The organism is Streptomyces sp. NPDC027672 (genome assembly GCF_055566335.1).
Genome location: NZ_JBVHSO010000006.1, coordinates 263,539 through 277,006, shown reverse-complemented (window position 1 = coordinate 277,006; position 13,468 = coordinate 263,539). Strand labels below are relative to the sequence as shown.

The following is a 13,468-nucleotide window of genomic DNA, read 5'->3' as shown; positions in this document are numbered from 1 at the left end:
AAACCTCCTTCAACGGCTCTTTACGGCCCGTCCATCCAAAGGGAGTTCACGGGACGGCAAAGATCCGTACAACCAACCCGGTTCGCCACGAGTCGTGATCTCCGGCGGCCCCGAGCCGCGCTCCGATTCGATCAGAGGAACGAATGAACCCAGCCAGACGTGCGACCGCCACGGCCGTCGTGCTCGCCGCCTCCGGCGCCCTGCTGAGCGCCGTCAGCCCGTCCGCGTCCGCCGCCGTGAGCTGCGCCTCACCCGTCTACCAGCGGCAGTTCTACGCGAACACCTCGTTCTCCGGCACGCCGAAGAAGACCGACTGCGACAGCGCCGTCGCCGAGAAGTGGGGCACCGGCGCCCCGGCCACGGGCCTGCCGAAGGACAACTTCGGCGTCCGCTGGACCGTGACCCGCGACTTCGGTTCCGGCGGCCCCTTCGCGCTGCCGGTCTCCGCCCAGGACGGCATCCGGGTGTACCTGGACGGCACCCGCAAGGTCGACCTGTGGAAGAACGTGTCGACCACCCAGACGAAGACCGTCAACGTCACCATCCCGTCCGGCAAGCACACGCTCCGCGTGGACTTCGTGAACTGGACCGGCGCCGCGAACGTCTCCTTCGCCTACACGCCCCGCACCACGGCCGACGTGGACAAGGTCAAGCCCCTGGTGCCCGCCGGGGCCTCGGTGACCTACGACGCGGCGACCGGCCGGGCCAAGGTCTCCTGGTCGAAGAGCAAGGAGATGGACCTCGCCGGCTACCGCGTCTACCGGCGGCTGAAGGGCTCCCCGTACGAGGCCGCGCCGCTGGTGAGGACCACCGCCACCAGCTACACCGACAGCACCCTGCCGGTGACCGGCGAGACGTACTACTACGAGGTCCGCGCCTACGACAAGGCCGGCAACGAGTCCACGGGCACCGCGGACCTGCCCGTCACCACCGCCGACCGGACCGCGCCCGGCGCCCCCGCCGGTCTGGAGATCACCGACGCCTCCGAGCAGAACGGCCTCCGCCTCGGCTGGAGCGTCCAGCCCGGCGCGGTCTCCTACCGGGTGTACCGGGCGACGAGCGCGAACGGCACCTACACCCGCCTCGGCACCGCCACGGACACCTCCTACCGGGACGCCACGGCGGCGGTGCGCACCACGTACTTCTACCGGGTGACCGCGGTGGACGCGGCGGGCAACGAGTCCGCCCGGTCCGCCGCTCTCGACGGCACGCGCCGGGACGACACCCCGCCGCCCCCCGTCACCGGACTGACGGTCACTGCGACCGACTACGGCTTCGAGCTGGCCTGGGACCCGAACCCGGCGCCCGACCTGCACCGGTACTCCGTCTACGCGGGCCGCATCCTGAGCGACGGCGAGGACCGGGTCTGCTCCGCCTACCAGGACGCCTGGCTGATGCCCGACCAGACCTCCTACCGGTACCAGACGACGCCGGACGGCGAGGAGCGCTGCTTCTTCGTGGAGGCCGTCGACGACGCCTGGAACTCCCGCTACCGGCAGACCGGCGAGGCCGACGTGGTGGTCGCCACCGAGCTGGGCACGCCCCCGGCCGAGGACGGCACCGAACCGGCCTCCGAGGACGGCACCGAACCCGCCTCCGCCGGCGGCCCGGTGACCCCGGCGGCCTGACCGGGACACCCCGGAAAACCGAGAGGGGCCCGGTCTCCGGGCCCCTCGTCGTACCGCGCCGCGCGCGTCGGTCAGTCCTGCTGCTGCCGCTTCGGCCGCCACACCACCAGCGCGCTGGTCTGCTGGACCTCCTGGTACGGCACCAGGTCGCGCCGGTAGGAGGCGTGCACCGCGGCCTCGCGCTGCCGCATCGCCGCCGCCGCGCCGTCCAGGGCCGCCTCCAGCTCCACGACCCGGGACTGGAGCGCGGCGACCTGGTTCTCCAGTTCGATGATCCGCTTGATGCCGGCCAGGTTGATGCCCTCGTCCTGCGACAACTGCTGCACCTGGCGGAGCAGTTCGATGTCACGGGCCGAGTAGCGCCGGCCCCGGCCCGCAGTGCGGTCCGGGGAGACCAGGCCCAGGCGGTCGTACTGGCGCAGCGTCTGCGGGTGGAGGCCGGAGAGCTGGGCCGCCACCGAGATGACGTAGACCGGGGTCTCATCGGTCAGTTCGTACGGCGAGAAACCCCCGCGCTGACGGGGACGACGGCCGTCCATCCTCTCAAGCTCCCTTCGCGGCCTCGAACAGCTCCGCCCGCGGGTCCTCCCCCGCGGTCGCCTCGCGATACGCCTCCAGCGCGTCACGAGCCTTCCCCGACAGGTCCGCGGGCACCCGCACCTCGACGGTGACCAGCAGATCGCCGCGGGTGCCGTCCTTGCGGACCGCGCCCTTGCCCCGGGCCCGCATCGTACGGCCGTTCGGGGTGCCGGGGGGCAGCTTCAGGGTGACGGCCGGGCCGCCGAGGGTCGGCACCCGCACCTCGCCGCCGAGCGCGGCCTCGGCGAACGTCACCGGCACGGTGACGGTGAGGTTGTCGCCCTTGCGGCCGAACACCGGGTGCTCCCCGACGTGCACCACCACGTACAGATCGCCGGCCGGGCCGCCCCGCTCGCCGGGCGCGCCCTTGCCGCGCAGCCGGATGCGCTGGCCGTCGGTCACCCCTGCCGGGATGCGGACCTGCATGGTCCGCGACGACTTGGCGCGCCCGCTGCCCTTGCACTCCAGGCACGGGTGCTCGGCGATCAGACCGCGGCCCTTGCAGTCGGGGCAGGGATCGGTCAGCGAGAAGCCGCCGCCGGAGCCCCGGGCGACCTGCCCGGTGCCGACGCAGGTCGGGCACACGCGCGGCGTGCCGTTCTTGTCGCCGGTGCCCGAACAGGCCTTGCAGGGCGCCTGGGAGGACATCCGCAGCGGCACCGTGGCGCCCTCGATGGCCTCCGTGAAGCTCAGCGTGACCTCGGACTCGACGTCCTGGCCGCGCCGGGGCTGGGTCCGCGTGCCCGTGGCGCCGCCGCGGTTGAACAGGCCCCCGAAGACGTCACCGATGCCGCCGCCGAAGCCTCCGCCCTGGGCGGCGCCCCCGAAGAGGTCGCCCAGGTCGAAGTTGAAGGAGCCGCCGCCGGCCGCGCCCGGTCCGGGGCGGAAGCCGCCGTTGCCGAACAGCGCGCGCGCCTCGTCGTACTCCTTGCGCTTCTTGGGGTCGCCGAGGACGTCGTTCGCCTCGGAGATCTCCTTGAAGCGCTCCTCCGCCTTGGTGTTGCCCTTGTTGGCGTCCGGGTGGAACTCGCGCGCCAGCTTCCGGTACGCCTTCTTGATCTCGGCCTCGGTGGCGTCCTTGGGGACGCCGAGGACCTTGTAGTAGTCCTTCTCGATGAAGTCCTTGGTGCTCATCCCCGACGTCCCTCCTTCCTGCCGGTGATGACGTCAGCCCTCCTCCGGGCCACCGTTCTCCTTGTCGTCGGCCGCCGCGTTCTCCTCGGCCTCCTCCGCCTTGACGGTCTGCGCGCCGGGCTGCGGCTCGGCGACGGCCACCCGCGCGGGGCGGATGGTGCGCTCGCCGATGCGATACCCCGGCTGGAGGATCGCCACGCAGGTCGTCTCGGTGACGTCCGGCGCGTAACTGTGCATCAGGGCCTCGTGGATCGTCGGGTCGAAGGGCTCGCCCTCCTTGCCGAACTGCTGCAGGCCCAGCTTGGCCGCGACGGTCTCCAGCGATTCGGCCACCGACTTGAAGCCGCCGACCAGTTCGCCGTGTTCGCGCGCGCGGCCGATGTCGTCGAGCACGGGCAGCAGCTCGGTCAGGAGGTTCGCGACAGCGATCTCCTTGACCGCGGCGCGGTCCCGCTCGACGCGGCGGCGGTAGTTCTGGTACTCGGCCTGCAGCCGCTGGAGGTCCGCGGTGCGCTCGCCCAGCGCGGTGCGCACCTGGTCCAGCTGGGCCACCAGGCCGGCGTTCTCTTCGGGTGCGTCCCCGGCCGGGGCCGCCGCCTCCTCCGCGGAGGGGGTGGCGGCCTTCGGCTCGGCGTCGTCGGAGGTGGCGCCGGAGGGGACGTCGGGCTTCTCCTCGAAGCCCGGGGTCTCCTCCGTCACGCGGCACCGTCCTTGCGCTCGTCGTCCACGATCTCGGCGTCCACGACGTCGTCGTCGGCCTTGGCCTCACCGGTGGCGGCACCGCCGGCGGCCTGCGCGCCCTGGGCGTCGGCGTACATGGCCTGGCCCAGCTTCTGCGAGACGGCCGCGACCTTCTCGGTGGCGGTGCGGATCTCGGCGGTGTCCTCGCCCTTGAGCTTCTCCTTCAGCTCGGCGACGGCGGACTCCACCTCGGTCTTCACCTCGCCCGGGACCTTGTCCTCGTTGTCCTTGAGGAACTTCTCGGTCTGGTAGACGAGCTGCTCGCCCTGGTTGCGGGTCTCGGCGGCCTCGCGGCGCTTGTGGTCCTCCTCCGCGTACCGCTCGGCCTCCTCGCGCATGCGGTCGACCTCGTCCTTCGGCAGCGAGGAGCCGCCGGTGACGGTCATCTTCTGCTCCTTGCCGGTGCCGAGGTCCTTCGCCGTGACGTGCATGATGCCGTTGGCGTCGATGTCGAAGGAGACCTCGATCTGCGGGACGCCGCGCGGCGCCGGCGGCAGACCGGTCAGCTCGAACATGCCCAGCTTCTTGTTGTACGCCGCGATCTCGCGCTCGCCCTGGTAGACCTGGATCTGCACCGACGGCTGGTTGTCCTCGGCCGTGGTGAAGATCTCCGAGCGCTTGGTCGGGATCGTGGTGTTGCGCTCGATCAGCTTGGTCATGATGCCGCCCTTGGTCTCGATGCCGAGGGACAGCGGGGTGACGTCGAGCAGCAGGACGTCCTTGACCTCGCCCTTGAGGACACCGGCCTGGAGCGAGGCGCCGATGGCGACGACCTCGTCCGGGTTCACACCCTTGTTGGCCTCCTTGCCGCCGGTCAGTTCCTTGACCAGTTCGGCGACGGCGGGCATACGGGTGGAGCCACCGACGAGGACGACGTGGTCGATCTCGTTGATGGAGATGCCGGCGTCCTTGATGACGTTGTGGAACGGCGTCTTGCAGCGCTCCAGCAGGTCGGCCGTCAGCTGCTGGAACTGGGCGCGGGTGAGCTTCTCGTCCAGGTGCAGCGGGCCCTCGGCGGAGGCCGTGATGTACGGCAGGTTGATCGAGGTCTCCGTGGAGGACGACAGCTCGATCTTGGCCTTCTCGGCGGCCTCGCGGAGGCGCTGGAGGGCCATCTTGTCCTTGGACAGGTCCACGCCGTGACCGGACTGGAACTGCTTGACCAGGTAGTCGACGACGCGCTGGTCCCAGTCGTCACCACCGAGGTGGTTGTCGCCGTTGGTGGCCTTCACCTCGACGACGCCGTCGCCGATCTCCAGCAGGGACACGTCGAAGGTGCCGCCGCCGAGGTCGAAGACGAGGATCGTCTGGTCGTCCTTGTCGAGGCCGTACGCGAGCGCCGCCGCGGTCGGCTCGTTGACGATGCGCAGGACGTTCAGACCGGCGATCTCGCCGGCCTCCTTCGTCGCCTGGCGCTCGGAGTCGTTGAAGTAGGCCGGGACGGTGATGACCGCGTCCGTGACCTTCTCGCCCAGGTAGGCCTCGGCGTCCCGCTTCAGCTTCTGCAGGATGAACGCGGAGATCTGCTGCGGGTTGAAGTCCTTCCCGTCCAGCGCGATCTTCCAGTCGGTGCCCATGTGGCGCTTCACCGAGCGGATGGTCCGGTCCACGTTCGTGACCGCCTGGCGCTTGGCGACCTCGCCGACCAGCACCTCGCCGTTCTTGGCGAAGGCGACGACGGACGGCGTGGTCCTGGCACCCTCGGCGTTGGTGATGACGGTGGGCTCGCCGCCCTCCAGAACGCTGACGACGGAGTTAGTCGTGCCCAGGTCGATGCCGACCGCACGTGCCATGGTTGATTCCTCCAGCTGACTTGAGTGGAACAGGCTCAAGTGTGCCTGAGGAGAACCGTTGGGTCAACAGACCTGAGCCAGCCAGGCTCAAGTCCTATCCGTTCCTTACGCGCAAGTGGCCGCTGACCTGCGTGGACGTCGTATGCCGGGGATGCTGTTGGACGGGCGTGCGAAGGAGTACGAGCACGAACACGCCCAGGACCATCGCGCCGGCCACCCAGAGCGCGGCCTCGTCCCCCGTCCACCCCGCGTGCACCAGTACCCCGACGAGCACGGACGAAAAGGACCCGGCCCCCAGCAGCACGACCGACCCCTGGGTGGTGAGCCCGAGCCGGCGCAGCCGGTGCCCGAGGTGGTCCGGGCCGCGCCTGAGCAGCGGGCGCCGGGCCGTGCTCCGGGCGAGGACCACCAGCAGCGCGTCGGCGACGGCGACCGCGCCGAGGCAGAACACCACCGCCGCGCTCGGCCCGAGCGCGTACCCCGCGCGCGTGAAGACGACGGCGGAGGACAGCACGAACCCGGTGAAGAGCGAGCCGCACGCACCGAGGCCGATCCGCGCGGGATGCCAGTTGTGCATCAGGAAGCCGGTGAGGGCGGCGGCGACCACGCTCAGCAGCACGGCCAGCCCGTCCATCACCTCCGCCGCGGCGCAGGCGCCCACCCCGAAGGCGGTGACCACGCCCACCGTCCCGGCCAGCCCGTCGGCGTGGTCGAGCCCCTTGAAGGCGAGCGAGGACAGGACGATCCAGCCGACGGCCAGCAGCCCGCCCGGCAGGCCCGTGTCGTCGTACGGCACCACCCAGGCCGCCGCCACGGCCGTACCGGCGACGAGCACCCGCGCGCGCAGCCGCCACACGTCGGCGACCAGGCCCAGCGCGGCGACCGCGGCGGCGGCCACCAGCAGGGTCCCGACCCCTTCCCCGAGCGGCGCCACCCGGCTCCACTGCCCGACCCCGGCGACCAGGCAGGTGACGGCCACGACCGCGAACCCGCCGAGGAGCGGCATAGGGCGCTGCCGGCGCCGGTCGAGGATGCCGGCCCGCAGGGCGGGCGCCCGGAGCGCCGCCGCGAGCACGGCGGTGAGGAGCAGGGCGGCGGTGGCGGCGGCGATCCCGTAGAGCACGGCTCTAAGGTAGGGGCGAAAGTATCAATTCGGTACGAATAACACGATCTGATTGCCGGGCGGCGACCCAGATCACCCCGCGCTCTGCTGCATCCCGGCGGAAGATAAGGGTAGTCTCAGACGGACTACATAAGTTACCGCTTAGTAATGTCGATCAGCTCGGACAGCTCGTCTCAGAGCGAGGCCGCCTCAGGAGCCCCAATGCAACTCGCCGCGATCATCGTGTCGCTGGTCCTGATCGTGGTCGGCGTGGCACTGTTCGGCCGCGCCGTCCTCCGGATCTACCACCACATGCGGCTGGGCCAGCCGGTGCCGGCCGGCGCGCGGACCAATGATCCCGCACAGCGCACCGTCACCGTGGTCAAGGAGTTCCTCGGCCACACCCGGATGAACCGCTGGGGCATCGTGGGTGTGGCGCACTGGTTCGTCGCGGTGGGCTTCTTCACGCTGCTGCTGACGATCGTCAACGCGTTCGGGCAGTTGTTCAAGGCGGAGTGGCTCCTGCCGGTCCTCGGCGAGTGGACGCCGTACAACGTCTACGTCGAGTTCATCGGCACCATGACGGTGCTCGGCATCCTCGTCCTGATCGGCATCCGCCAACTGAGCCACCCGCGCAAGCCGGGCCGCAAGTCCCGCTTCGCCGGCTCCAACTTCGGCCAGGCGTACTTCGTCGAGGCTGTCATCCTCATCGTCGGCGTCTGCATCTTCATGCTGCACGCCCTCGAAGGCGCCCAGCACCACGTCGACGGCTACGAGGCCTCGTTCTTCATCTCGTACCCGGTCGTCGCCTGGCTGCGGGACATGGACCTCTCCACGCTCCAGAACCTGACCTACTTCTTCGCCGGCCTGAAGATCGCGACCAGCTTCATCTGGATGATCACGGTCTCGCTGAAGACCGACATGGGTGTGGCCTGGCACCGGTTCCTGGCGTTCCCGAACATCTGGTTCAAGCGCAACGCCACCGGTGAGACCTCCCTCGGCGCGCTGCTGCCGATGACGAGCGGCGGCAAGGCGATCGACTTCACCGACCCGGGCGACGACGACGTCTTCGGTGTCTCCCAGGTCGAGCAGTTCTCCTGGAAGGGCCTGCTGGACTTCTCCACCTGCACCGAGTGCGGCCGCTGCCAGTCGCAGTGCCCCGCCTGGAACACCGGCAAGCCGCTCTCCCCGAAGCTGCTGATCATGTCCCTGCGCGACCACGCGCACGCCAAGGCGCCGTACCTGCTGGCCGGCGGCGGCAAGACCATGGAGGGCGAGGAGAAGGCCTCCGCGGAGCAGCTGGCCGCAGTGCCCGCCGCCGCGCTCGCCGAAGCCGGGCGCCCGCTGGTCGGCACCGCCGAGGAGAACGGCGTCATCGACCCGGACGTGCTGTGGTCCTGCACCACCTGCGGCGCCTGCGTCGAGCAGTGCCCGGTGGACATCGAGCACGTCGACCACATCGTCGACATGCGCCGCTACCAGGTCATGATCGAGTCCGCGTTCCCCTCCGAGGCGGGCACGATGCTCAAGAACCTGGAGAAGAAGGGCAACCCCTGGGGCCTGGCCAAGAAGCAGCGCCTGGAGTGGACCAAGGAGGTCGACTTCGACGTCCCGGTCGTCGGCAAGGACATCGAGGACCTGAGCGAGGTCGAGTACCTGTACTGGGTCGGCTGCGCCGGCGCCCTGGAGGACCGCGCCAAGAAGACCACCAAGGCCTTCGCCGAGCTGCTGCACATCGCGGGCGTCAAGTTCGCGATCATGGGCGGCGACGAGAAGTGCACCGGTGACTCCGCCCGCCGCCTGGGCAACGAGCCCCTGTTCCAGGAACTGGGCATGGAGAACGTCGCCGCGCTGAACACGGCCTTCGGCGAGTCCCTCGACGAGGACGGCGAGGTGGACCCGGCGAGCAGGAAGCCGAAGTCCGCGAAGAAGATCGTCGCGACCTGCCCGCACTGCCTGAACACCCTCGGCAACGAGTACCCGCAGCTCGGCGGCGACTACGAGGTCATCCACCACACCCAGCTGCTCCAGCACCTGGTGGACGAGGGCAAGCTGGTCCCGGTCACCCCGGTCGAGGGCATCATCACCTACCACGACCCCTGCTACCTGGGCCGTCACAACAAGATCTACACGCCTCCGCGCGAGATCATCGGCAAGGTCCCGGGCCTGCGGAACGAGGAGATGCACCGCCACAAGGAGCGCGGCTTCTGCTGCGGCGCCGGCGGTGCCCGGATGTGGATGGAGGAACGGATCGGCAAGCGCATCAACAACGAGCGTGTCGACGAGGCCCTCTCCCTCAACCCCGACATCGTCTCCACCGCCTGCCCGTTCTGCCTCGTCATGCTCACCGACTCGGTCAACGGCAAGAAGAACGACGGCAAGGCCAAGGAGTCCATCCAGGTGGTCGACGTGGCCCAGCTCCTGCTCGACTCCGTCAGGACGCCGGTCGACCCGGCGGGCGAGGCGGAGTCGGAGAGCGCGCCGGAGCCGGAACCGGTGAAGTAACCGCCGGCGGGGCGACAGCGGCCCCCGTACGACGACGCCCCCTGCTTCGTAGAGGCAGGGGGCGTCGTGGTGTGTCGGGCGGGTGCGGGGGGCGATTCCGGCTGGTACGGGGCTGGTGCGGGGGGCGATTCCGGCTGGTGCGGGGGCCGGTGTGGGCTGGTGCGGGGCCGGTGCGTGGGCCCGTGGGCAGGCCGGTAGGGGCTCGGTGCGGGCCCACGGTGCGGGCCGGGCCCGCGGGCCCGTGGGCGGGACGGTAGGGGCTCGGTGCGGGCCGGGCCCGTACCGCCCGTGGGGCGGGCCGGTGCGGGCCGGCACCAGCCCACCCGCCGGGCCCGTGGCCGGGCCCGGTGTGGGGACTCAGGCGCCCTTGGGGGCGGCCTGCTGGACCACGTCGAAGGACCAGAGGGTGGACCCGGAGGCGGCGGGCTTCGGCCGCTCCTCGCCGCCCTGGTGACCGCCTTCGCCGCCCTGGGGACCGGACGCGCCGCCCTGGTGGGCGGCCTTCATCGGCCCCTCCATCCACGCCTGGAAGGACTCCTCGTCCCGCCACCGGGTGTAGACGAGGTACTGGTCGGTGCCCTCGACCGGCCGCAGCAGCTCGAACCACTCGAAACCGTCGGAGTTCTCCACCGCGTGGGCCCGCGAGGCGAACCGCTTCTCCAGCGTCTCCCGCTGCTCGGCGGGCACGGTCAGCACGTTGATCTTCACTACGCTCATGCCCCCATCCTGGACCATGCCCCGCCGGGCACGGCGCTCTCCGGCCGTTTCCGTGCGCACGCGCAACCCGTGCGCACCACCCGCGCCCCGGCCGGTCCGCCAGCGCGCCCCGGCCGGTCCGCCGGCGCGTCCCGGCAAACCCCGGTGCGCCCCTGAGACACCCCGGGTGCGCTGCCTGACGGCCCCTTAGGGGATGTCACAGGTCGGCCGCAAAGCCGGGCCCGGGACACGGGGGCGGGTACGCCGGCCGCCGGGACCGGGTACGTTCGATGACGTGGCTGGATTCAGGATCGGACGAGGGGGCCGGGACAACCGCACCCCCCAAGGACAGCAGGCGTCCCAGGGACCGTCGTACGGGCACGGGCACGGCCCCGCTCAGCCCGGGGGACCGTCGTACGGTCAGCCGGCTTACGGGCAGCCGTCGCACGGTCAGCCGCCGTACGGTCAGCCCTCACGCGGGCGTCCGGGGCCGTCGGGTCCCGCGGGCCCCTCGTACGGCTACCCGTCGGCGCAGCAGCCGCCGTACCCGCGGCAGGGACAGGGCCAGGGGCAGGGACAGCCGTACGGCTATCCGCAGCCGGCCGACGACGGCCCGGAGTACTTCGGCGACGGCGGCTACGCGGCCCCCGGTCCCGGTGCGCACGACCCCTACGCGGCCGACAACCCGGGCCACACCCAGGCGTTCTCCCTCGACGAGGCCGCCGGCTACACCCAGGGCGCGACCTACCACGCCGGCTCGGCCCCCGCGCCGGCCGCCCCGCTCGGCCCGCCGCTGCACTGGAAGGACCTGCTGAAGGGGATCGTCCTCTCCCCCAACGACACGTTCCTGCGCATGCGGGACTACACGATGTGGGCGCCCGCCCTCATCGTGACCTTCCTCTACGGCCTGCTCGCCGTCTTCGGTTTCGACGGCGCCCGCCAGGACGCGATCAGCGCGACGCTGTCCAACGCGGTCCCGATCGTGCTGCTGACGGCGGTCGTGATGGTGCTCGGCCTGTTCGTCCTGGGCGTGGTCACCCACACCCTGGCCCGCCAGCTCGGCGGCGACGGGGCCTGGCAGCCGACGGTCGGCCTGTCCATGCTGATCACGGCCCTGACGGACGCGCCCCGCCTGATCGTCGCCATGTTCTTCGGCGGCGACGCCGGCTTCGTCCAGATCCTCGGCTGGGCCACCTGGCTCGGCGCGGGCGCCCTGCTGACCCTGATGGTCTCCCGCTCCCACGACCTGCCCTGGCCGAAGGCGCTGGGCGCGTCGGCGATCCAGCTGATCGCGCTGCTGTCGATAGTGAAGCTGGGCACGTTCTGACCCACCGGAACACGAAAGGGCCCCCGGCATCACAGCCGGGGGCCCTTTTCCCTACGCGCTTGGCTCGCGGTACGGCTAGGCGTCGAGAACCTGACCGGTGCGCTGAACGACGGGCGGCTCGACGCTCCACGGGAAGTTGATCCAGTCGTCGGTGCGCTTCCAGACGTACTCGCACTTCACGAGGGAGTGGGACTTCTCGTAGACCACCGCGGAGCGCACCTCGGCGACGGTGTCCAGGCAGAAGTCGCGGACCAGCTTCAGGGTCTTGCCGGTGTCGGCGACGTCATCGGTGATCAGGACCTTCTTGTCGGAGAAGTCGATCACGTTCGGCACCGGGGCGAGCATGACCGGCATCTCCAGCGTCGTACCGACGCCCGTGTAGAACTCCACGTTCACCAGGTGGATGTTCTTGCAGTCCAGGGCGTAGGCGAGGCCGCCGGCGACGAACACGCCGCCCCGGGCGATGCTCAGCACGACATCGGGCTCGTACCCGTCGTCGGCGATGGTCTGCGCCAGCTCCCGGATCGCGGTCCCGAACCGCTCGTAGGTCAGGTTCTCCCGTACGTCTGCGCTGCTCATGCTGTCGTCGCCCTCACACCTGGGTCCGATGGAAATTGAGGAAGGACCGCGAGGCGGTCGGCCCGCGCTGCCCCTGGTACCGGGAGCCGTAGCGCTCACTGCCGTACGGGGACTCGGCGGGCGAGGTCAGCCGGAACATGCACAGCTGGCCGATCTTCATGCCCGGCCACAGCTTGATGGGGAGCGTGGCGAGATTGGACAGCTCCAGGGTGACGTGTCCGCTGAAGCCGGGGTCGATGAACCCGGCCGTGGAGTGCGTGACCAGCCCGAGCCGCCCGAGCGAACTCTTCCCCTCCAGCCGCGAGGCCAGGTCGTCGGGGAGCGTGATGACCTCGTAGGTGGAGGCGAGCACGAACTCCCCGGGATGCAGGATGAACGGCTCGTCGCCTTCCGGCTCGACCAGCCGCGTCAGATCCGCCTGCTCGACGGAGGGGTCGATGTGCGGGTAGCGGTGATTCTCGAACACCCGGAAGTAACGGTCCAGCCGTACATCGATGCTCGACGGCTGCACCATGGATTCGTCATACGGATCGATCCGCACCCGCCCGGCGTCGATCTCGGCCCGGATGTCCTTGTCTGAGAGAAGCACGTAGCGAGGATACGCAAGGCGCGCGGAACCATGGCAATCAAGACCACCACACGCGCCCGCCGTGACCACTGCGCTACGGCGGGTATCCACCCTCCGTCCCGCCTGCCGCACCCGGGAGACCGGCGGCGCCACTTCAACGGGGCGCCACCGCGCCGCTCCCGTGATCGCGTAATCACGGGGATCACGGGATCACGGGATCACGGGATCACGGGATCACGGGATCACGGGATCACGGGATCACGGGATCACGGGATCACGGGATCACGCTACGGCGTACCGCTCCCGCGCCCTATCGCTGCTTCTGCAGGACGACGGGCACCGCGCTGCGGAGCCGGGCACACCGCGGGCACCGCACGAGCCGGCCGGGTCCGAGCCGCCCGGCCTGCTGCATCGGGAACGAAGCGGTGCTGAAGACGTGCCCGTCCGCGCAGCGGACGACGGTGCGTTCCATCAAGTCCCTCAAGTCCCTTCCCCAAGAGCCGCGTCCGGCGTTCTGCCCGGACGCCAAAAGCCACATTACGGGATCAAAGAGACGAGTCTCCAGGCGGCACTCCGCCCCCCACGGTACGCCCCAACTACACACCACCCGCAGCCGGATCCCCTGTGCCCAGAACACGGGAAGTCGGAGATGATGTACAGTAAGCGAGCGTCCGGACAAGGGACTCACCGAGCACCATGTCCGTACATACGCGGGTGTAGTTTAATGGTAGAACATCAGCTTCCCAAGCTGAGAGCGCGAGTTCGATTCTCGTCACCCGCTCTGTGATTAAGGCCCAGGTCAGATACCTGGGCCTT

The 13,468-nt window shown here is 70.4% G+C and carries 12 protein-coding genes and 1 tRNA gene; 4 read left to right on the top strand and 9 right to left on the bottom strand.

The window, feature by feature from the left end:
* Window positions 1–143: 143 nt before the first annotated feature.
* Window positions 144–1,628, top strand: coding sequence for a PA14 domain-containing protein (locus tag ACZ4SV_RS17105; protein ID WP_468005123.1), 1,485 nt, complete (start codon window positions 144–146; stop codon window positions 1,626–1,628).
* A gap of 71 nt (window positions 1,629–1,699) precedes the next feature.
* On the opposite strand, the gene ACZ4SV_RS17100 is transcribed toward ACZ4SV_RS17105, so the two are convergent.
* The 5 genes from ACZ4SV_RS17100 to ACZ4SV_RS17080 form a co-directional block, all read right to left on the bottom strand.
* On the bottom strand, window positions 1,700–2,167 hold the full coding sequence (locus tag ACZ4SV_RS17100; protein ID WP_365875520.1) for a heat shock protein transcriptional repressor HspR: 468 nt from the start codon (window positions 2,165–2,167) through the stop codon (window positions 1,700–1,702).
* 4 nt (window positions 2,168–2,171) lie between these two features.
* Window positions 2,172–3,341, bottom strand: coding sequence for a molecular chaperone DnaJ (gene dnaJ, locus ACZ4SV_RS17095; protein WP_468005121.1), 1,170 nt, complete (start codon window positions 3,339–3,341; stop codon window positions 2,172–2,174).
* Between the two features lie 33 nt (window positions 3,342–3,374).
* Complete coding sequence (gene grpE, locus ACZ4SV_RS17090; RefSeq protein ID WP_397936299.1) at window positions 3,375–4,040, bottom strand: nucleotide exchange factor GrpE; 666 nt, start codon at window positions 4,038–4,040, stop codon at window positions 3,375–3,377.
* Window positions 4,037–5,875: a molecular chaperone DnaK gene (gene dnaK, locus ACZ4SV_RS17085; protein WP_365875514.1), complete on the bottom strand. Its 1,839-nt coding sequence runs from the start codon at window positions 5,873–5,875 to the stop codon at window positions 4,037–4,039. Before dnaK ends, grpE begins: the two co-directional genes overlap by 4 nt.
* 94 nt (window positions 5,876–5,969) lie before the next feature.
* On the bottom strand, window positions 5,970–6,998 hold the full coding sequence (locus ACZ4SV_RS17080; protein WP_397947928.1) for an MraY family glycosyltransferase: 1,029 nt from the start codon (window positions 6,996–6,998) through the stop codon (window positions 5,970–5,972).
* 201 nt (window positions 6,999–7,199) lie between these two features.
* Between ACZ4SV_RS17080 and ACZ4SV_RS17075 the strand changes: the two genes are divergently transcribed.
* Window positions 7,200–9,482, top strand: a complete 2,283-nt coding sequence (locus ACZ4SV_RS17075) for a (Fe-S)-binding protein (protein ID WP_468005118.1) — start codon at window positions 7,200–7,202, stop codon at window positions 9,480–9,482.
* A gap of 357 nt (window positions 9,483–9,839) precedes the next feature.
* Here the strand turns inward: ACZ4SV_RS17075 and ACZ4SV_RS17070 are convergent, their stop codons facing one another.
* Window positions 9,840–10,199 (bottom strand): antibiotic biosynthesis monooxygenase family protein, encoded by a 360-nt coding sequence (locus ACZ4SV_RS17070; RefSeq protein ID WP_468005116.1) that lies wholly within the window; start codon window positions 10,197–10,199, stop codon window positions 9,840–9,842.
* Window positions 10,200–10,392: 193 nt separating this feature from the next.
* Here ACZ4SV_RS17070 and ACZ4SV_RS17065 point away from each other — a divergent pair, with 193 nt between their 5' ends.
* Window positions 10,393–11,505: a Yip1 family protein gene (locus tag ACZ4SV_RS17065; RefSeq protein WP_468005114.1), complete on the top strand. Its 1,113-nt coding sequence runs from the start codon at window positions 10,393–10,395 to the stop codon at window positions 11,503–11,505.
* A gap of 75 nt (window positions 11,506–11,580) precedes the next feature.
* On the opposite strand, the gene ACZ4SV_RS17060 is transcribed toward ACZ4SV_RS17065, so the two are convergent.
* The 3 genes from ACZ4SV_RS17060 to ACZ4SV_RS17050 all read right to left on the bottom strand — a co-directional run bounded on the left by ACZ4SV_RS17060 (window position 11,581) and on the right by ACZ4SV_RS17050 (window position 13,124).
* The gene (locus ACZ4SV_RS17060; protein WP_365882595.1) at window positions 11,581–12,084 is read right to left on the bottom strand and encodes a phosphoribosyltransferase; all 504 of its coding nucleotides are present in this window, start codon (window positions 12,082–12,084) and stop codon (window positions 11,581–11,583) included.
* 13 nt (window positions 12,085–12,097) lie between these two features.
* Window positions 12,098–12,673: a dCTP deaminase gene (dcd, locus tag ACZ4SV_RS17055; protein ID WP_318202246.1), complete on the bottom strand. Its 576-nt coding sequence runs from the start codon at window positions 12,671–12,673 to the stop codon at window positions 12,098–12,100.
* Between the two features lie 289 nt (window positions 12,674–12,962).
* On the bottom strand, window positions 12,963–13,124 hold the full coding sequence (locus tag ACZ4SV_RS17050; RefSeq protein ID WP_365882597.1) for a hypothetical protein: 162 nt from the start codon (window positions 13,122–13,124) through the stop codon (window positions 12,963–12,965).
* A 238-nt stretch (window positions 13,125–13,362) separates the two neighbouring features.
* Between ACZ4SV_RS17050 and ACZ4SV_RS17045 the strand changes: the two genes are divergently transcribed.
* A tRNA-Gly gene (locus ACZ4SV_RS17045) sits at window positions 13,363–13,433 on the top strand.
* The last annotated feature ends 35 nt before the right edge of the window (window positions 13,434–13,468 follow it).